Origin of the sequence: Streptomyces sp. NPDC048523, assembly GCF_043199815.1 — a bacterium.
Classification (GTDB): domain Bacteria; phylum Actinomycetota; class Actinomycetes; order Streptomycetales; family Streptomycetaceae; genus Streptomyces.
Window position 1 is genome coordinate 1,023,597 of sequence record NZ_JBICWQ010000004.1, and the last position, 18,344, is coordinate 1,041,940.

Annotated in this window: 20 protein-coding genes and 1 pseudogene; 14 read left to right on the forward strand and 7 right to left on the reverse strand. The window is 69.7% G+C overall.

What is annotated here, in order from left to right; genetic code table 11:
- Positions 1 to 142 precede the first annotated feature (142 nt).
- The 6 genes and pseudogenes from ACGFWE_RS25440 to ACGFWE_RS25465 all read left to right on the forward strand — a co-directional run.
- Positions 143 to 274: a hypothetical protein gene (locus tag ACGFWE_RS25440; protein WP_352389702.1), complete on the forward strand. Its 132-nt coding sequence runs from the start codon at positions 143 to 145 to the stop codon at positions 272 to 274.
- Positions 271 to 360, forward strand: coding sequence for a K(+)-transporting ATPase subunit F (kdpF, locus tag ACGFWE_RS25445; RefSeq protein ID WP_016434100.1), 90 nt, complete (start codon positions 271 to 273; stop codon positions 358 to 360). The genes ACGFWE_RS25440 and kdpF overlap by 4 nt, the downstream gene beginning before the upstream one ends.
- Before the next feature lie 8 nt (positions 361 to 368).
- Positions 369 to 2,069 (forward strand): potassium-transporting ATPase subunit KdpA, encoded by a 1,701-nt coding sequence (gene kdpA / locus ACGFWE_RS25450; protein WP_393601921.1) that lies wholly within the window; start codon positions 369 to 371, stop codon positions 2,067 to 2,069.
- Positions 2,070 to 2,107: 38 nt separating this feature from the next.
- The gene (gene kdpB, locus ACGFWE_RS25455; protein ID WP_393601923.1) at positions 2,108 to 4,207 is read left to right on the forward strand and encodes a potassium-transporting ATPase subunit KdpB; all 2,100 of its coding nucleotides are present in this window, start codon (positions 2,108 to 2,110) and stop codon (positions 4,205 to 4,207) included.
- 5 nt (positions 4,208 to 4,212) lie between these two features.
- Positions 4,213 to 4,845, forward strand: a complete 633-nt coding sequence (locus ACGFWE_RS25460; RefSeq protein ID WP_393601925.1) for a potassium-transporting ATPase subunit C — start codon at positions 4,213 to 4,215, stop codon at positions 4,843 to 4,845.
- A 46-nt stretch (positions 4,846 to 4,891) separates the two neighbouring features.
- Positions 4,892 to 5,023 (forward strand): annotated as a pseudogene (locus tag ACGFWE_RS25465) (DNA-binding response regulator); the annotation flags it as partial.
- Positions 5,024 to 5,028: 5 nt separating this feature from the next.
- On the opposite strand, the gene ACGFWE_RS25470 reads toward ACGFWE_RS25465, so the two are convergent.
- Positions 5,029 to 5,946 (reverse strand): NAD(P)-dependent oxidoreductase, encoded by a 918-nt coding sequence (locus ACGFWE_RS25470; RefSeq protein WP_393601927.1) that lies wholly within the window; start codon positions 5,944 to 5,946, stop codon positions 5,029 to 5,031.
- Between the two features lie 165 nt (positions 5,947 to 6,111).
- Between ACGFWE_RS25470 and ACGFWE_RS25475 the strand changes: the two genes are divergently transcribed.
- The gene (locus tag ACGFWE_RS25475) at positions 6,112 to 6,675 is read left to right on the forward strand and encodes a TetR/AcrR family transcriptional regulator (protein WP_393601929.1); all 564 of its coding nucleotides are present in this window, start codon (positions 6,112 to 6,114) and stop codon (positions 6,673 to 6,675) included.
- 35 nt (positions 6,676 to 6,710) lie between these two features.
- Here the strand turns inward: ACGFWE_RS25475 and ACGFWE_RS25480 are convergent, their stop codons facing one another.
- Both ACGFWE_RS25480 and ACGFWE_RS25485 read right to left on the reverse strand, forming a co-directional pair.
- A complete protein-coding gene (locus tag ACGFWE_RS25480; protein WP_352389697.1) occupies positions 6,711 to 7,259 on the reverse strand; it encodes a GNAT family N-acetyltransferase in 549 nt (182 codons plus the stop codon).
- Positions 7,252 to 7,833 (reverse strand): helix-turn-helix domain-containing protein, encoded by a 582-nt coding sequence (locus tag ACGFWE_RS25485; RefSeq protein ID WP_352389696.1) that lies wholly within the window; start codon positions 7,831 to 7,833, stop codon positions 7,252 to 7,254. The genes ACGFWE_RS25480 and ACGFWE_RS25485 overlap by 8 nt, the downstream gene beginning before the upstream one ends.
- A 113-nt stretch (positions 7,834 to 7,946) precedes the next feature.
- On the opposite strand from ACGFWE_RS25485, the gene ACGFWE_RS25490 reads away from it, so the two are divergent.
- The 4 genes from ACGFWE_RS25490 (at position 7,947) to ACGFWE_RS25505 (ending at position 10,997) form a co-directional block, all read left to right on the forward strand.
- Complete coding sequence (locus ACGFWE_RS25490) at positions 7,947 to 8,969, forward strand: NADP-dependent oxidoreductase (protein WP_393601932.1); 1,023 nt, start codon at positions 7,947 to 7,949, stop codon at positions 8,967 to 8,969.
- Positions 8,970 to 9,069: 100 nt separating this feature from the next.
- On the forward strand, positions 9,070 to 9,312 hold the full coding sequence (locus ACGFWE_RS25495; protein WP_352389694.1) for a DUF5302 domain-containing protein: 243 nt from the start codon (positions 9,070 to 9,072) through the stop codon (positions 9,310 to 9,312).
- 161 nt (positions 9,313 to 9,473) lie between these two features.
- Complete coding sequence (locus tag ACGFWE_RS25500) at positions 9,474 to 10,352, forward strand: LLM class flavin-dependent oxidoreductase (RefSeq protein WP_393601934.1); 879 nt, start codon at positions 9,474 to 9,476, stop codon at positions 10,350 to 10,352.
- A 69-nt stretch (positions 10,353 to 10,421) separates the two neighbouring features.
- Entirely contained in the window at positions 10,422 to 10,997 is a 576-nt protein-coding gene (locus ACGFWE_RS25505; RefSeq protein WP_352389692.1) for a hypothetical protein, read from the forward strand.
- Between the two features lie 46 nt (positions 10,998 to 11,043).
- On the opposite strand, the gene ACGFWE_RS25510 is transcribed toward ACGFWE_RS25505, so the two are convergent.
- The gene (locus ACGFWE_RS25510; protein WP_393601936.1) at positions 11,044 to 13,698 is read right to left on the reverse strand and encodes a glycosyl hydrolase; all 2,655 of its coding nucleotides are present in this window, start codon (positions 13,696 to 13,698) and stop codon (positions 11,044 to 11,046) included.
- 152 nt (positions 13,699 to 13,850) lie between these two features.
- Complete coding sequence (locus ACGFWE_RS25515) at positions 13,851 to 14,276, reverse strand: MerR family transcriptional regulator (RefSeq protein WP_352389690.1); 426 nt, start codon at positions 14,274 to 14,276, stop codon at positions 13,851 to 13,853.
- A 69-nt stretch (positions 14,277 to 14,345) separates the two neighbouring features.
- On the opposite strand from ACGFWE_RS25515, the gene ACGFWE_RS25520 reads away from it, so the two are divergent.
- Positions 14,346 to 15,596: an MFS transporter gene (locus ACGFWE_RS25520; RefSeq protein WP_393601938.1), complete on the forward strand. Its 1,251-nt coding sequence runs from the start codon at positions 14,346 to 14,348 to the stop codon at positions 15,594 to 15,596.
- A gap of 84 nt (positions 15,597 to 15,680) precedes the next feature.
- Here ACGFWE_RS25520 and ACGFWE_RS25525 read toward each other — a convergent pair whose 3' ends face one another.
- Complete coding sequence (locus ACGFWE_RS25525) at positions 15,681 to 16,529, reverse strand: NmrA family NAD(P)-binding protein (protein ID WP_352389688.1); 849 nt, start codon at positions 16,527 to 16,529, stop codon at positions 15,681 to 15,683.
- Entirely contained in the window at positions 16,526 to 16,951 is a 426-nt protein-coding gene (locus ACGFWE_RS25530) for a nuclear transport factor 2 family protein (protein ID WP_352389687.1), read from the reverse strand. The genes ACGFWE_RS25525 and ACGFWE_RS25530 overlap by 4 nt, the downstream gene beginning before the upstream one ends.
- An 86-nt stretch (positions 16,952 to 17,037) precedes the next feature.
- On the opposite strand from ACGFWE_RS25530, the gene ACGFWE_RS25535 reads away from it, so the two are divergent.
- Together ACGFWE_RS25535 and ACGFWE_RS25540 are read left to right on the forward strand one after the other, a co-directional pair.
- The gene (locus ACGFWE_RS25535; protein WP_393601941.1) at positions 17,038 to 17,628 is read left to right on the forward strand and encodes a TetR/AcrR family transcriptional regulator; all 591 of its coding nucleotides are present in this window, start codon (positions 17,038 to 17,040) and stop codon (positions 17,626 to 17,628) included.
- A gap of 186 nt (positions 17,629 to 17,814) precedes the next feature.
- A partial coding sequence (locus tag ACGFWE_RS25540) for a glycosyltransferase family 2 protein (RefSeq protein ID WP_393601943.1) occupies positions 17,815 to 18,344 on the forward strand: 530 nt, incomplete at its 3' end.

Consider the following 18,344-nt stretch of genomic DNA (forward strand, 5'->3'; position numbering starts at 1 on the left):
TCCAATGCCCCGGCTTCCCGCTGCAGTGGGCTCGGCTCCCGGGGCTGGTTCCGGCCGTCCTCGGCGTAAGAGCCCCGTCAAGGCGGCGGGGGCCGCCGTAAGGGAGCCGTCAACGGCCGACCGCATCGGTGACGTGCGGGGTTTGCTTCCCCTGTCCGTTTTTCTTCCGAACCTTTTCCAGGAGTTCGTGATGGCCGATCTGGCCTTCGTCGTCACCACGGTCGCGGTCTTCGCGCTGGTGGCCCTCGTCGCCAAGGGGGTGACGAGGCTGTGACCGCCGAGAACATCGTCGGCCTGGTGGTGGCTGTCGCCCTGCTGGGCTATCTCGTCCTCGCCCTGATCTTCCCCGAGAGGTTCTGAACCGCCACATGGGTCCCGTACTCGCCGGCGTCCTCCAGTTGCTGGCCCTCATAGGGGCGCTGGCGCTCGCCCACATTCCCCTCGGCACCTACATGGCCCGGGTCTACTCCGCCGACCGGCACTGGCGCGTCGAGAAGTGGATCTACAAGTCCATCGGCGCCGACCCCGACACGCAGATGCGCTGGCCCGCCTACCTGCGCGGTGTCCTCGCCTTCTCGGCCGTGTCGGTCCTCTTCCTCTACCTCCTCCAACGGCTCCAGGGCGTGCTGCCGCTGTCGCTCGGCTTCAAGGCGATCGACCCGGACCAGGCGTTCAACACCGCGGTCTCCTTCGTGACCAACACCGACTGGCAGTCGTACTACGGCGAACAGGCCATGGGCCATGTCGTGCAGACCGCCGGTCTGGCCGTGCAGAACTTCGTCTCGGCGGCCGTCGGCATGGCCGTCGCCGTGGCGCTGGTGCGCGGGTTCGCGTCCTCCCGCTCACGGCTTCGCCCGGACGGGGGGACCGCCGTCCGCACCGGTGAGCTGGGCAACTTCTGGTCGGACATGGTGCGCGGTGTCACCCGCGTCCTGCTGCCGGGCGCGTTCCTCGCGGCGATCGTGCTGGTCGCCTGCGGCGTGATCCAGAACTTCGCCGGGATCCACGAGGTGGGCCAGTTCATGGGCGGCTCCCAGCAGTGGAACGGCGGCGCCGTCGCCTCGCAGGAGGCCATCAAGGAACTCGGTACCAACGGTGGCGGCTACTTCAACGCCAACTCGGCGCATCCGTTCGAGAATCCGACGCCCTTCACCAACCTCTTCGAGATCTTCCTGCTGCTGGTGATTCCGTTCTCCCTGACCCGCACCTTCGGGCTGATGGTCGGCTCGGTCAAGCAGGGCTACGCGATCCTCGCGACCATGGCCGTCATCTGGACCGGCTTCGTCGCCCTGATGATGTGGACCGAATTCGCCCACCACGGGCCGGCGTTGCAGATCGCCGGTGGGGCGATGGAGGGCAAGGAGGTCAGGTTCGGCGTCGGTTCCTCCTCGATCTTCGCGGTGTCCACGACCCTGACGTCGACAGGTGCCGTGGACTCGTTCCACTCGTCCTTCACGGGGCTCGGCGGCGGCATCACCATGCTCGGCATGATGCTGGGCGAGATCGCGCCCGGCGGTACCGGCTCCGGTCTCTACGGCATGCTGGTCATGGCCGTCATCGCGGTGTTCATCGCCGGCCTGATGGTCGGCCGTACGCCCGAGTACCTGGGCAAGAAGATCGGCACCCGCGAGATCAAGTCGGCCGCCTGCTACCTCCTCGTCACCCCGGCGCTGGTGCTCGTCTTCACCGCCGCCGCGATGGCGCTGCCCACGCCGGGCAACTCGATGGCCAACACCGGGGCGCACGGCTTCTCCGAGATCCTCTACGCCTACACGTCCGCCGCCAACAACAACGGCTCGGCCTTCGCCGGACTGAACGCGGACACGCAGTGGTTCAACACCACCCTGGGCCTGGCCATGGTCCTCGGCCGCTTCCTGCCCATGGTGTTCGTGCTGGCGCTGGCCGGCTCACTCGCGGAGCAGCAGCCGGTGCCGGCGACGGCGGGCACCCTGCGCACCGAAAAACCGCTGTTCACCGGGTTGTTGGTGGGCGTGATCCTCATCATCACCGGTCTGACGTACTTCCCGGCGCTCGCACTGGGCCCGCTGGCCGAGGGGCTGGCGTCATGAGCACTCCCGCGGGGACCGCTCGCAACGAAAGCGAAGAGATGTCCACAGCCACTCCCACCCGGGCGCCGCACAGCGACGTACCCACCGGGCACCGTTCTCCCGAGGGCCGTGTCGGCGCGGGCCTCTTCGACCCCGGGCAGCTGCTGAAGTCGCTGCCGGACGCCGTTCGCAAGCTCGACCCGCGGGTGATGGTCAAGTCGCCCGTGATGTTCGTGGTGTGGATCGGCTCCGCCCTGACGACCGTCTTCTCCTTCGAGGACCCCGGCGACTGGTTCGGCTGGACCATCAGCGCCTGGCTGTGGCTGACGGTGCTGTTCGCCAACCTGGCGGAGGCGGTCGCCGAGGGCCGGGGCAAGGCGCAGGCCGACACCCTGCGCAAGGCCAAGACCGACACCGTCGCCAGGCGTCTGGCGGGTGATCGTGAGGAGTACGTCCCCGGCACCGGTCTGAGGATCGGGGACCTGGTCGTCTGCGAGGCCGGCGACATCATTCCCGGCGACGGTGACGTCGTCGAGGGAGTCGCGTCGGTCGACGAGTCGGCGATCACCGGAGAGTCGGCACCCGTCATCCGGGAGTCGGGCGGCGACCGGTCGGCGGTCACCGGCGGCACCAAGGTCCTCTCCGACCGGATCGTCATCAGGATCACGACGAAGCCGGGCGAGACCTTCATCGACCGGATGATCAACCTGGTCGAGGGCGCGGCCCGGCAGAAGACGCCCAACGAGATCGCCCTGAACATCCTGCTGGCCTCGCTGACGATCGTCTTCCTGCTGGCCGTGGCCACGCTGCCGCCGCTCGCCGACTACGCGGGCACCCACCTCACGATGGTCGTGCTGGTCGCCCTGCTCGTCTGCCTCATCCCCACGACGATCGGCGCGCTGCTGTCCGCGATCGGCATCGCGGGCATGGACCGGCTCGTCCAGCGCAACGTCCTGGCGATGTCCGGCCGGGCGGTCGAGGCCGCCGGTGACGTCTCCACACTGCTGCTCGACAAGACCGGCACCATCACCCTCGGCAACCGGCAAGCGGCACAGTTCCTGCCGGTGCGGGGCGCGAGCGAGGCCGAGCTCGCCGACGCGGCCCAACTGTCGTCGCTGGCCGACGAGACGCCGGAGGGCCGCTCCGTCGTCGAACTGGCGAAAGTGAGGTACGGGCGGCGTGAGCGCCACCGGGGCGAACTCGCCGGCGCCGAGTGGATCGCCTTCACCGCGCAGACCCGCATGTCCGGCGTGGACATCGACGGCAGGAGGGTGCGCAAGGGCGCGGCCGGTTCGGTCATCGCCTGGGTCGAGGAGCGGGGCGGCACGGTCGCCGAGGACGCCGGGACCCTCTCCGACCGGATTTCCGAGGCCGGCGGCACTCCGCTCCTGGTGGCCGTCGAGGACGATCGGGGGGCCCGCGTCCTCGGGGTGGTCCACCTCAAGGACGTGGTCAAGGAGGGCATGCGGGAGCGGTTCGAGGAACTGCGCCGCATGGGCATCAGGACCGTCATGATCACCGGTGACAATCCGCTGACGGCCAAGGCGATCGCCGAGGAGGCGGGCGTCGACGACTTCCTCGCCGAGGCCACTCCGGAGGACAAGATGGCCCTCATCAAGCGGGAACAGGCGGGCGGCAAGCTCGTCGCGATGACCGGTGACGGCACCAACGACGCCCCGGCCCTGGCCCAGGCGGACGTCGGCGTCGCGATGAACACCGGTACGTCGGCCGCCAAGGAGGCCGGCAACATGGTCGACCTCGACTCCGACCCGACCAAGCTGATCGAGATCGTCGAGATCGGCAAGCAACTCCTCATCACGCGGGGCGCGTTGACCACGTTCTCCATCGCCAACGACGTCGCGAAGTACTTCGCGATCATCCCGGCGCTGTTCGCGGCGGTCTACCCGGGCCTGGACAGGCTCAACATCATGGGACTGTCCTCGCCGGACTCCGCGATCCTGTCCGCCGTCGTCTTCAACGCGCTGATCATCGTCGCGCTGGTGCCGCTCTCCCTGAAGGGCGTGCGGTACCGGCCGGTGAGCGCGGACAGGCTGCTGCGGCGCAACCTCGGGATCTACGGCGTCGGCGGGCTGATCGCGCCCTTCGTCGGCATCAAGATCATCGACCTGCTCGTCTCGCTCATCCCCGGGATCGCGTGAAGGACATGAACAACTCCTTTGTGAACACCGCCCGTCTGCTCGGCGCGGGCCTGCGGGCACTGCTGGTGTTGACCGCGCTCACAGGCATCCTCTATCCGCTGGCCGTCACAGGTGTGGCCCAGGCGTTCTTTCCCACCACGGCCAACGGCTCCGAGACCAGGGCGGACGGCAAGGTCGTCGGCTCCTCCCTCATCGGTCAACAGGGCTACAGCCTGGATTACTTCCAGCCCCGGCCGGCCAACGGACTGGGAAAGAACTCGGTCAACACGCAGTACGCGTTGATCCTGTCCGGCGCCACCAACCGCTCCGCCGACAACCCCGAACTCGTCACGTGGGTGAAGGCGGCCAAGGCCGGAGTCGTCAAGGACAACTCCACCGCCGACTACAAGGTCAAGCCGTCCCAGGTGCCTGCCGACGCGGTCACCTCCTCCGCCTCCGGCCTCGACCCGGACATCTCCCCGGCCTACGCGCAGCTCCAGGTCCACCGGGTCGCCGAGCGCAACGGCCTGTCCCTCGCACAGGTCGAGAAGCTGGTCGAGGACCACACCGACGGCCGCACGCTCGGCTTCATCGGAGAGCCCCGGGTCAACGTCCTCGAACTCAACATCGCCGTCAGGGAACTGGTGGGGAAGACCTGACCGTGTCACGAGGCTCACCTTCACGTGGGACAGAAGGGAGCAGTCCCTGACACAGGTGCTGGTGACGGAGGACGACCCGCATCTCGTAAGGGCCCTCCTCATCACTCTTCAGGCATGCCGGTACCGAGTCGACACGGCCCCCGACGGCGCCACCGCGCTCCGGACAGAACCTGCTCGACCGGGTCATGGCCGCCCCGCGGGGTCCTCCAGCCCTCGCACGGGTGCGGGTGTGCCGTCGGTGCGGGTCTCCAGGGCGTGCAGGACGGCCACCATGTCCTCGTCGCCGTGGCCCTGTGCGACGGCCTCGCCGTACAGGGCGTGGCACGCGTCGAGGAGCGGGGAGGCCAGACCGGCCTTGCGGGCGGCCTCGGCGATCAGCCGGTTGTTCTCCAGGACGTTGGTGGCGGCGGCCTGCACGGTGAAGTCCCGGGCCAGCAACTTGGTCCCCTTCACGCGTGAGACGGCACTGGCCATCGGTCCCGCGTCCAGGACGTCCCGGAGCAGGCGCTGGTCGAGTCCCTGCCGGTCGGCGAAGTGGAACGCCTCGGCCAGCCCGCTGACGAGGGTGATCAGGAACAGGTTCACCGAGAACTTCATCAGCAGCGCGCCAGGGACCGCACCGCAGTCGAACGTCTCCCGGCACATGGCGGCCAGCAGCGGGCGTACGGCGGCGACGGCGTCTGCGTCACCCGCCGTCATCCCCACCAGCTCACCCTGCTCGGCGGGGATGCGGGAGCCGGAGACCGGAGCCTCCACATACCTTCCGCCTGCCGCCAGGACGGCATCCTGCAGACCGGCCGAGTACTCGGCCGAGGTCGTGCCCATGTGGACGACGGTCCGTCCGGCCACGCGAGGGGCGAAGGCCGGGGTACCGCGCCCCAGTACGGCGTCCACGGCGGCCTCGTCGGCCAGCATGAGGATCACGGTCCCGGCCTGGGCGAAGACCTCGGCCGGGCTCCCGGCGAGCTCCGCTCCGGCGGAGCGCAGGGCCTCGCTCCGGCCGGGAGTGCGGTTCCACACCACGAGTGGCGTCCCGGCCCGCGCGAGGTTGAGGGCCATGGGCTGCCCCATGGTTCCGAGGCCGATGAATCCCACGTACACGAGGCACCGCCTTTTCCGGCTCACGCCGAAGCCGAGCCGTTGCCGCACGCTATGACAGCGGTCATAGTAAGCGGAGCTATGACGGCGGTCATAGAGTGAACCCCGAACAGAACCCGGACGTGGAGGTCGGCGATGGCGGTGTCCGAGAGGGGAGCTCGGGAGCGAATGGTCTTCAGTGCGGCCCAGCTCATCCGGCGCGACGGGGTGGCCGCCACCGGCATGCGCGAGGTCGCCGCCCACGCCGGTGCGCCGCGCGGTTCGCTCCAGCACTACTTCCCCGGCGGCAAGGAGCAACTGGTCAACGAGGCGGTGGAGTGGGCCGGCCGATACGCGGGCAACCGGGTCGCCCGTTTCCTCGCCGCTCTGCCCGAGCCGACACCGAGCGGGCTGTTCGCCGCGATGGTGCGCCAGTGGACCGACGAGTACGAGAGCGCCGGGTTCGCGGGCGGCTGCCCGGTCGCCGCCGCCACGGTGGACTGGGCGGAGTCCACCGCGTCCACCCGGGCGGCGGTGGCGGAGGCGTTCGCGACCTGGACCGGTCCGGTGGCCCGGGCGCTGGCCGACATGGGCGTACCGGAGGAACGCACGGGAGCGCTGGCCACCCTCATGGTCAGTGCCCTGGAAGGAGCGATTCTCATGGCCAGCGCGGAGCGGGACATACGTCCGCTGACAACCGTGGCGCGTGAACTCGGCCCCCTCCTCGACGCCGCGGTGAGCCGGGAGCGCTGACCGGTGCTGCTACGGCGGGGAAGGAGTGGCACTCCCTACGCCGGCGGCGTCACCGGAGCCCACATGCCCATCCACTGTTCGGCGTCCCACTTCACGAACCGTCGCACCTCGACGAAGCCCAGCTTTGCCGCCAGCCGCATCGAGCGGGCGTTGGCGGTCTGGGTGTAGAGGACGACCGGCACCCCGGGAAGGGCGTCCGCGAACCAGTCGAGTGCCGCTGCGCATGCCTCGGCCGCGTACCCGTGCCCCCATGCCCGAGGAAGGAACAGATAGCCGATCTCGGCCTCCCCGGTGTCCGGCCGGACCTGCCCCCGGCGCTCCGCGTCGCGCCGGCTGACCTCGACGGTTCCGATCATCGCTCCGTCGAGCTCGATCACGAAATGGCCGGGGCGCTGCCCCGGAGTGTCGGGCACCGAGCGCTCGAGCTCATCGCGTGGTTGAGGGCCGCCGAGGTAGGTGTGCACCTCCGCTGAGGAGAGCAGCTCGATGAACGCCGGACGGTCCCTGGCCTCGGACGCGCGCAGCACGAGCCGCTCCGCTCTGATCGGGGCAACTGGCCAGGAAACAGGGGCGAGTTCAGTCATGGTGGGCAACGTATCGTGCGTTGCTCGCCGGGTTCGTCAGGAGGGCGCTCGTGACCACCTCGAAGAGGTGATCTGCGCGGGCGGCGAGCGAGGGCTGATCGCTGAGCCAGGCCAGTGACCCGGCCAGCGCGAACAGGTCGGTGCCGTCGATGTCGCCTCGTGCCAGCCCCTGCGCCTGGGCGCGGGTGAGGAGGTGCGTGCCGGCGGCGCGCATCGCGACGCACGAGGCGTGCAGCGCGGACTCCGGGTCCTCGATGGCCGTCACCATCAGCTCCACGACGCCGCGGTAGTTGTGCGCGCACGCGACGAAGTCCCGCAGCCACGACATCAGCGCGTCGTCGGGCTCCTTCGACGTCTCGAGGACGCCCGCCTTCACCGCCAGTTCGTCGAAGTTCGTGCGCAGCAGCGCTTCGAGCAGTGCCTCGCGGGTGGGGAAGTGACGGATCAGCGTGGCGAGTCCCACGCCCGCCCTGCGGGCGATGTCCCGCAGCGACGCGTCGACGCCCTGCTCGGTGATGACGGCGCCCGCAACGGCGAGCAGGTGATCGTGATTCTTCCTGGCGTCGGCTCGCATCTGCCCCTCTTGACTATCCGGATCAGTGATCCATATATTCGGATCAGTGGTCCGGATAAACGGATCGCTGATCCGGACAAGCGTATCCCGCCGCACGGACACAGGAGAAAATGATGCCGACCCCCACGATGAGGGCGATCCGTCTGCACGAATTCGGTGGCCCCGAGGTGCTGCGCCACGAGGAGGTGCCGGTCCCCGAACCGGGCCCCGGTGAGGTGCTCGTGCGCGTCCACGCGATAGGCGTCAACCCTCCCGACTGGTACGCGCGCGGAGGCATGCCCGACGTACCTCCCGAGCTCAAGCCCCCGTTCGATCTCCCCCTGATTCCGGGGACCGACGTCTCGGGCGTCGTGGAAGCCGTCGCCCCCGACGTCAACGGCTTCACGGCAGGAGAAGAGGTGATCGGTCTCCTGCGCTTCCCCGCCGCACTCCAGGGCGGCGCCTACGCCGAGTACGTCACCGCCCCGGCGTCCGACCTCGCGCGCAAGCCGGCTTCCGTCGACCACGTCCACGCCGCCGGTCTGCCCATGTCGGGGCTGACGGCGTGGCAGTTCCTGATCGAGCTCGGGCACGACCACCCCTCGCCGTTCCAAGCGGCCCGGCACCGCCCGATGCGGCTCGACAGCGAGACCACGGTGCTCGTCAACGGCGCTGCCGGTGGCGTGGGGCATCTCGCTCTCCAGCTGGCCAAGTGGAAGGGGGCCCGCGTCATCGCCGTGGCGTCCGGCGCCCACGAGACGTTCCTGCGCGAACTCGGCGCCGACCAGTTCATCGACTACACCAAGGAGCGGCCGGAAGAAGTCGCCCGTGACGTCGATCTCGTCCTGGACGCCGTCGGGGGCCCCGGCAGCAGGCGCTTCCTGCACACCCTCAGGCGCGGCGGGGCCCTCTACCCGGTGTACTTCGGAGAGTTCGACGAAGACGAGAACAAGAAGCTGGGCGTCACCGTCACGGCCACTCAGGTCCGCTCGAACGGGCCGCAGCTCGCCGAACTGGGGCGCCTGGTCGACGCGGGCACGGTCCGCGTCGCGATCGACAGTACGTTCACGCTCGCGGACGCCCGGGCGGCGCACGAACGCGCCGCCCGTGGACACATTCAGGGCAAGATCGTGCTTACGGTCCCTGAGAACTCCTGACGCGGGGGCTCCCGGCGGCCGGGCGGACGGATACCGGCGTCATGTGGTGCGCCCGGCATGACAAGCTGTGCTTCCCACTGCCCGAACCCAGGAGGTCACGATGACCGAAGAAGCTGCATCACCAGAAGGTTCGGAGCCGGCTGAGCCCGAGACGTCAGCGCTCACGCCCGACAGCGACGGCAACTACGACCTCAAGCGAAAGTTCCGCGAGGCGTTGGCGCGCAAGCGCGGTGCGCAGGCGGAGGCCGCCGACGCCGCCACCAACCCCAACGCGTCGAAGATCCGCGGGGCACACGGCCCGGCGTCGAGCCAGCGGTCGTTCCGGCGCAAGAGCGGCGGCTGAGCCGGAGCGGTAGCGGAATCCGGGCGGGGCGCTCGATGTCTCTGCGACCGCTTCCGGGCACCTCACGCCCTGCCGTCGGCTGAGGTGCCCGGAAGCGGGTTCGAAGGCCCCGGCCCGATACACCGTTGATCGATGTGTCAGCGCCACATAGGTTCCGGCGTATGACGAACGTACGGATCGGTGTGATGTACGACCGCGACTGGGCCCCCGAGGGGCTGCCCGAATTCGCTCGGCAGGCCGAGGCTCTTGGCGTGGACGACGTGTGGGTGGTCGAGGACCTCGGGTGGAACGGCGGGGTGTCGGCGGCGGCCGTGGCCCTGGGAGCCACGGAACGCATCAGGGTCGGCATCGGCATCGCCCCCGCCCCGTTGCGCAGCCCGGCGCTCCTGGCGATGGAACTGGCCACGCTGGCAAGGGTGTTCCCCGGACGGCTGGTGGCCGGGATCGGGCACGGGGTGCAGGAGTGGATGGCCCAGGTGGGCGCCGCGGCACGCTCGCCGCTGGCCCTGCTGGAGGAGACGATCACCTCGGTACGCGCGCTGCTGCGCGGCGAGCGGGTGGAGCTGGCAGGCCGTGAAGTCCACCTGGACGGCGTTCAGTTGACGCACCCTCCAACCGAGGTCCCGCCCGTGGTCGCGGGTGTGGTGCGCTCTCGTTCCCTGGAACTGTCCGGACGGGTCGCGGACGGTACCGTCATCGCGGAGGGGCACGGCCCGCAGGACCTGGAGAACGCCCGCGCGTCGACCGCCACGGGCGGTGCCGCGTCCGACCACACCCTGACGGTCTTCGCCTTCGCCTGCGTCGGCGACGACCCCGACGAGGTGGCCCGGACCCTGCACCCGCACATCGAGGGCCACGGCGCCTGGCTCGGCCGCCCGCCGCACGAGGTGTTCACCGTCTCGGGCCCCGCCCCGCAGGCCGCCGAGCACATCCGCGAGCTGGCGACGGCCGGTGCCGACACGGTCGTACTGCGGATCACCGGCCCGGATCCACTGCGGCAGCTGAAGGCCGTACTGGAGGCGGCCGGGCAGCAGAGCTGAGGAGCAGTGGTGAACCCACCGCGGTGAGGCATGCTGGAACCCGGTGGACCCGGGCCGGGAGGTGCGCAGATGCGACGAGGATGGGCCGTCGGGTGGGTGATCGCGGGGATGGTCGTCCTGATGGCGTGCGGCGGCTCGTCCGGCGGGTCGTCCGGGAGCGGCTCCGCGACGCCGTCGACGGGGGCGCCGACGTCCGAGTCCGGGGCGCCGCGCACGACCCCCGCCGCGAGCCCCTCTGTGTCGCCGACCGCGAGTCCGACCGGACGGAGTCCGTCCGCGCCGGCCTCCGCACCCTCCTCGCCGAAGGCCTGTGCCACCGGGCACGTGGACGTCACCGTGTCCCCTGACGATCCGCCCCGGCAGCAGGTGTGTGTTCGGCCCGGGACCACCGTGTCGCTCGTCCTGCGACCGCGCACGGACGGCAAGCGGTGGACCGCGGTACGCAGCTCCGCGCGGGTCTTCGTCCTGCCGTCCGGCTGGCAGCTGGACGCGGACGGCACCGCGAGGGCCTCCCTGCGGTGTGCGGGCACCCGGGGTGGCGCCGCCGACATCACCGCCCTGGCGAAGGAACCGGATCTGGCGGGCACGGGCAGTGCGGCCTTCACTCTGCAGGTGAACGTGGTGCCGCACACGACGGCGGGGTGACCCCGGAAACCGGGATCACCCCTTCACCTAGACGCCGATCCGGGCCTCAGTCGCAGTCCCGCACGTTGATCGTGTAGATGCCGCGGCCGTGCGTGGCCGCGTACAGCGTGCGCCCGTCGGGGCTCAGCTTGACCTGGAGCACGGCGACGGCTGGGAGCGAGCCGACGCGCTGCCAGCTCGAGCGGCCGGGCGCGCGATAGACGACGCCGAGGTCGGTGCCGACGGCGAGGCCGCCGTTCGGGGTGACGACCGCGGAGTCGGCCGGCACGTCGGGGAAGTTCTTCGAGATGTCCTTCCAGGTGGTGCCGCCGTCCTTGGACTCGAAGACGTGGCCGACGCCGGCACCCGGCCCCTCGGTCCACTGCCGGGAGAACCCGTTGACCGTGAGGTAGACGTGGTCGGCGTTCTTCGGGTCGACGGCGAAGCCGCTGAGGTAGCGGTTGGGTACGGTGCCGTCCGCGCCGGTGGCCGGCAGGGCGATGTCGTGCCAGCCGGTGCCGTCGGCGTTCCCGACGGCGATGCCGCGGGCGAAGCCCTGGTTGTTGCAGGGGCCGCACCAGGCCGCGTACACCTTGCCGCCCGAGGCGGCGACGGCGGTCGCGGTGTGGCCTTCGCCGAGGTCGTAGACGCTCTTCCACTCGTCGCCGCTGCGGATGGCGTAGCCGTGGGTCTGCACCCAGACATGGCGGCCGCCGGCGATCCACGTCGAGCTGTTCTTCGCGTCGGCCGCGAGCGGGGCGATGAAGCGTGCCTCGCCGGTGGCGTTGTCGGCCGGAGCGACGCCGTACGACGTGGCCTTGCTCGGGTCGGTGATCCAACTGCCGTCGTTCACGGCGCAGTTCTGCGTCACCTGAACGGCGAGGTAGACGTACTCCTCGGCGATGTTGCAGCCGTTGGCGGGGTCGGTGAGCGTGTCGCCGCCGTCGCCGCCGAAGTTGGAGCCCATCACCTTGTCGTTGCTGCGCAGGACGGACTGGCCGTTGTCCTGCAGACCGCCGGTGACGGAGACGCCGCCGTGGTCCAGGTCCTTGCCGACACCGACCGAGTAGTACTGGAGGGTGTCGATGGTGCCGTCGTTGAGCGAGGTCCAGTCGGTGGCGTGCCCGGAGGAGTCCTGGGAGCCGTTGACGGGACGCTTGTAGACGCCGCCGTCGTTGCCGACGTACACGAAGCTCTTGCCGTGGTAGCGGCCGATCGCGACACCGTGCTGGTCGGAGTGGGTGGTCGGGTTGCAGTCACCGGTCTGCTTGGCCGGATCGATGCTCCAGCAGGAGAAACCGAAGTTCCAGTACGGCCCGACGGTCGACCAGCTGCTGCCGCCGTCCTTGGTCTCGTAGACCTCCTCCAGACCCGCGTACACGTGCTCGGGGTCGGCCGGGTCGACGGTGAGGAACTGGTTGTACCAGGCCTGCACGCCCGGCATGTAGCCCGGGGAGGTCAGTGCCGAGCCCGCAGCGGCCAGACCCTGGTAGTCGGCGATCTTCGTCCAGGGGCCGCTCGGAGAGCCCGACTTGGAGACGTAGATGCCCTCGAGACCGCTGTCCGGATTGGTGCTCAGCTGCTCCGGCGACTGGTCGATGGCGTAGTACCGGGAGCCGTCGGCGGAGCGGGCGAAGGTGACGTTGCCGACGTCGTCCGCGTCGGTCGGCAGGTCGCCGAAGCCGCTGCTGATCCTGGTCCAGGTGCCGTTCGCCCTGGTGTAGAAGCCGTTGTAGTCGTCACCGCTGCGCCAGCCGACCGCGAGCACCACCTTGGAAGGGTGCTTCGGGTCGATCGCGATGTCGTTGGTGATGTTCTTGTACGGGGCGCTGGGATCGTCGGCCTTCGAACCGCCGGGCAGGTAGTCGGGGTTGGGCGCGTACTCCAGCTTCCAGGCACCGCCGAGCTTCTTCGTGGAGTGGCTCCACACGCCCTCGTTGGTCGCCGCCCACACCTTGCCCCCGCCGAAACGCAGTTGGTGAACGGTGGTGGACTCCAGTTCGTCACCGCCGACCCGGCTGCGTGTGGAGAACGTGCCGTGGTGCGGGTCGGACAGGACGTAGACGCCGCTGCCGAGGTAGGCGTCCGCGTTGGTGGTCGCCTCGCCGGTGCCAAGCCACAGCCGTCCGCCGCCGTCGAGCGCGAGCGCGCCCGTGGACTGTGCGGGAAGCCGGTCGCTGATCGGCTTCCAGTGCCCGCCGCCGCCACGCGAGCGCCACACGCCACCGCCCGCGCTGCCCGCGTACACGTACCCGTCGTCATCGGCGGCCATCGCGGCCATCCGGCCGGTGACATAGCCCGAACCACCGCTGGAGTTGGAGTCGATGTCGCGGTAGCGCGAGTCGTCGGAGTTGTACGGCAGATCGGTGACATTGCGCCAACTGCCGCCGGTACTGGGAAGTTTGGTGAGGCTGCTCCATGCGGCCCCGTACGCACCCGGGGCGACGATGCCCGGCGAGGTGCGGGCCTCGGCGTACTGGTCCGCGCCCTCGGCTATCTCGTCGGCCTCGTTGCCGTCGTCGCCGTCGTCCTCCTTGACCTTGGGGCTCATGGCGCCCACCGACTGCGCGCGCTCAGCGGCGAGTTGGGCGAGTGTCCGGGCTCCGAAGGGGCTGCTGCCATGTGTGCCGGGCGCGGCGCTCGCGGGTATCGCGACGAGTCCGGCGGTTGCGGTGATGGCGCAGGTCGTGAGCCATCGTCTTCTACGGGTTGGTGCTGACACCAGGTCCTCCCAAGCGGGCGGTGATACAGCCGTCGCTGGAGACCCGACCACGAGAGAGGGGAACCATCCGGGGGTTTGGGCAGGCCTTGACCGGAAACTGCCACTGACGTATCCAAGCGTGAAGGAACGTTCCGCGGATCAGGTGCGGCGGTTCATGACGTCGCCGACACCGCCGACGGGGAGTTCGGTGTTCCATGAGGGCTGCCGGGCTCCGGAGCTCGGCATTTTCCGACTTCGGTCAGGTACTCGCTCATCGCGTCACGATTGCGGGTGAGGACGTCGATCCGCTCGGTGAGCCGGTCCCGCTCGCCGGCCAGCATGGCCAGCATCTCCGGTGTCGCGTCGGGAAAGTGGATGGATCGAGGTTTGTCCAGGCACGGAAGGATCTGCTTGATGATGCGCGTGGGGAGCCCCGCGTCCAGCAGACCGCGGATCTGGTTGACCCGGTCCACATAGCGGTCGTCGTACTCCCGGTACCCGTTCGCGCCCCGGTCCGGGACGATCAGTCCCTGCTCCTCGTAGTAGCGAAGCAGCCGGCGGGACGCACCCGTCCGTCGTGACAGTTCACCGATCCTCACACCGCCGAAGCTACTCGGCACAGGCCGACTTGACCATCACATCTATGTGAGGGTTTCAGGATGCGGTCCATGACCGCCACGTCTTGCGACGCACGGTCCCGGACGCGACAGGCCGGCCTGCCATGGTCGGCGCTGTTGGCGCTGGGGACCGCCGTCTTCATCACGAGCTTGACCGAAACTCTGCCCGCCGGTGTGCTGCCCGACATGTCGGCCTCACTGGGCACCAGTTCGGGTGCCACCGGCCAGGCCGTCACCGTCTATGCGGCCGGTACGGCGTTGACCGCGATCCCGCTCGCCACGGCGACGGCAGCTGTTCCGCGGAAACCACTGCTGCTCGGCGCCATGGCCGTCTTCCTGGTGGCCAACACGCTGACCGCGGCCGCACCGGGGTACATCGTCCTGCTCGCGGGCCGGTTCCTCGCCGGTGTGGCCGCAGGCCTGGCGTGGGCGATCCTTGCCGGCTACGCCCGACGTATCGCACCTGCAGGCATGGAAGGCCGCGCCATCGCCGTGGCGATGACCGGGATCCCCGTGGCGCTGTCCCTGGGGGTTCCGGCCGGCACGCTGATCGGTGAACAGGTCGGCTGGCGGGCGGCGTTCGGCGCTGTCTCCCTGGTCATTCTTGCCGTCATCGGCTGGATCGGCGTGTCCGTCCCCGGTGTGGGGCAACCCGCCGTCGAACAGGCTGACGGGAACCGTCCGGACGCCGCGCCACAGCCGGCGAAGTCGCCCCTGCGGCAGACCCTCCAGGTGCCCGGTGTCGCGGCCATCATGGTCACGGTCAGCACGTTCGTCCTCGGGCACACGATCATCTACGCCTACATCGCTCCCTATCTGCAGCACGCCGGGCTCGGGTCGGCGACCGACGCGGTTCTGCTTGTTTTCGGTGTCGCGTGCCTGGTGAGCATTTGGTACGTCGGACGCCATGTGGACCACCGGCTACGGGCGCTGATGGTCACCGGCGCGGTGCTGTTCACTCTCGCCACCGCGGCTCTCGCCGTCACCACGACACACGCGATCGTCTGGGGGGCCGCTGTGCTGTGGGGCCTGGGGTGGGGCGGTGCCCCGACCTTGCTGCAAACCGCGGCCGGACAAGCCGGATTGCGGCGAAGCAGCGCTGCCGCCGACACCGCGCAAGCCGTCCTCGTCACCCTGTGGAACGCCGCGATGGCCGTTGGCGGCATCATCGGTGGTCTGCTGCTGCAACGATCGGGCGCCACCGTGGTCGCCGTGTCGGCCGCCGCCCTGGGGGCAGTCAGTCTGCTCGTCGTCGCCGGGGCCCGACACCACGCGTTCCGCACCTCTCGGGCCACGTCGTGACCCACGGCCTGGTGAAACCGGCGCTCCTTGACCCAAGCCGGCGGCAGAGAGATTCGCGTCAGAACCGCCGATCGTCCTGGGACATCAGCTGCCGCCTCGCATCTCCGCCTCGACCAGGGCACGGAAGCTGCGCGGAGCCCGGCCGGTGAGACGCTGGACCGTGTCGGTGACGCGGTCCTCCGCCCCCGCGGCGATGGCACGGTCCAGGCCGGCCAGCAGGGCGGCGAACTCCGCCGGGACCTCAGCCGTGAGGCGATCGCGCATCTGCTCGTAGGACAGGCGCCGGTGGGTCACGGGCCGACCGGTGACCTCAGTGATGATCGTGGCGATGTCGTCGTGGCTGAGGGCCTCGGGTCCGGTGAGGACGAGATCGGTATGGGGGGCCTGCTCGTCGGTCAGAGCACGGACGGCGACGGCCGCGATGTCCTCGGCGTCGACGAAGGCGACCCGGCCGCTCCCGGTGGCGGTCCAGATGCTGCCGGCGTCACGGATGCTGCGGCCGTGGGCGTGCGTGCCGGTGAAGTTCTGCATGAACCACGAGGGCCGCAGTACGGCCCACTCCTGGAACAGACCGGGCAGAGCCTGGTGCACCCTTCCCACCGCGGGGCCGCCTTCGGAAATGGCCGAGGAACTCAACAGCACCGCACGGCGCACGCCGGCGGAGCGGGCCCGCTGGAGGAACGGCAGCATGACCGCCGCGGGATCGGAGTCGCCCACGGGCGGGATGAGGTAGACGCGGTCGGCACCGGCGAGCGCGGCAGCGTGGGTGGCGGGGTCGTGCCAGTCGAAGGGGACCGGCTCGGCGCCGGCCACCGGGGTGCCCCGACGGCTGGCGGCTTTGACGCGGTGGCCGGCGGCCGTCAGCTGCGCGGCGGTGCGGGCGCCGGTGGTTCCGGTGGCCCCGATGACCAAAGTGGTCCCTGAGCTCGTCATCGGCTGCTCCCCGCGAAGTCGGTGCCGGGTGCCTGGACGGCCAGGGGATTCCAGTAGTCACGGTACGAGGTGATGCGCCCGTCCCGAACGGTCACGACGGCGATGTAGGTCATGTCGAAGGGAGTGTCGGTCTCCACCAGCCGGCCGACGCCGCGCATCTCCACCACGATGGTCTGCGGATCGGTCGTCCGGTGGATCCGCAGGTCGGGGAAGTCGTGCAGATCGATGTGGTCGGGGTAGTGCCGCATGTAGTCGGCGACGGCCTCCTTGCCCTCCAGGCGCTGGGGCCGGCCCGGGGGAGCGAAGGGAAACTCCATGAGGCCGTCCTCGGCCCACAGGTCGACCCACGCGGGAATGTCCTTGTCGAGCAGCAGTCGCAGGCTGTGGCGGTACAGATCCACCGGCGAAGTCGGTGCGGACATGGGTATCCTCCAGTTCAGATGATCCGGACCTCGGGTCCGCTTCGACGATACGGACCACGGGTCCGCTTTGCAAACGAGGGAGCACCATGCCCGAGCGCAAGTCCCGCAAGGACGCCGTCCGTAACCGGGAAGCCGTGCTCAAAGCCGCCGACGCCCTTTTCGCCAGCCGTGAAAGTCCCGAGGACGTCACCATGGCCGACGTCGCAGCGGCGGCCGGTGTCGGCAAGGGGACGCTCTTCCGTGCCTTCGGCGACCGCGCCGGACTGCTCCGCGCGTTGTACGAGGCACGGCTCGAACCGGTCAGGGAGGCCGTGGAGACCGGTCCACCGCCGCTGGGGCCGGCGACTCCTCCGCAGGAACGCGTGCTCGCGCTGCTCGACGCCCTCCTGTGTTTCAAGCTCGACAACCGCCGACTCGCGCTGGCTCTGGAAGGAGGAGGAGTGAGCAGCAGCCCCTACCAGCCGGAGCACTACGAGCGGTGGCACGGCCTGCTCCAGGCCGTACTGGAGCAGATCCCCGGCCTGACCGACAGCGGCTTCGTGGCCCACGCCCTGCTCGCCGCCACGCGAGCGGATCTCGTCGAGCATCTGGCGGGAGCGGAGCGCGTGCCGCGGGAAAGGATGCGGGCACAGTTGGCGAACTTCGCCACCAGGGTCCTGGTCCCGGGCTCGGTGTGACCGCGGGTGCACCGAGTCGGTGTCCTGGGCGGTGGCACTGCTCAGCCACAGACCGGCAGCGCAACGCAGGGGAAAGCGATTGCCGGAGGCGGTCGTTTGATTGCTTCGAATAAGACAACCTTTGCCAGAGCCTGAACGTCCAAAGAACAACAGGAGACACGTCGTCTCCGTTTAGGGGGAGCGTTCATGCTCAAGGTGAGCATCGTGGTGCCGGTCTACAACGCCGGTCGCTACATCGACTTGTGTGCGCCGTCACTTTTACAACAGACTCTGGGGGAGGACGCGTACGAGATCATCTACGTCGATGACGGTTCGACCGACGACTCCGCGCAGCGGCTCGACGAGTTGGCCGGCAAGCACGCGCATGTGCGCGTGATCCATCAGGAGAACTCCGGCTGGCCGGGCAAGCCCCGCAACGTCGGTATCCAGGAAGCCCGCGGTGAGTACGTCCAGTTCGTCGACCAGGACGACGAGTTGACCCCGGGGGCCCTGGAGCACCTGCACCGGCTGGGTTCCCGCAACGGCTCGGACATCGTCCTGGGCAAGGTCGTGGGCACCATGGCGGGCCCGAGCAACGTCTTCAAACGCACCGTGGAGCGCTGCACGGTCGAGGACGCGCCCCTCATGGAGAGCCTGACCCCGCACAAGATGTTCCGCCGCGACTTCCTGCTCGCCCACGACCTCAGGTTCCCCGAGGGCCCGGTGCGTCTTGAGGA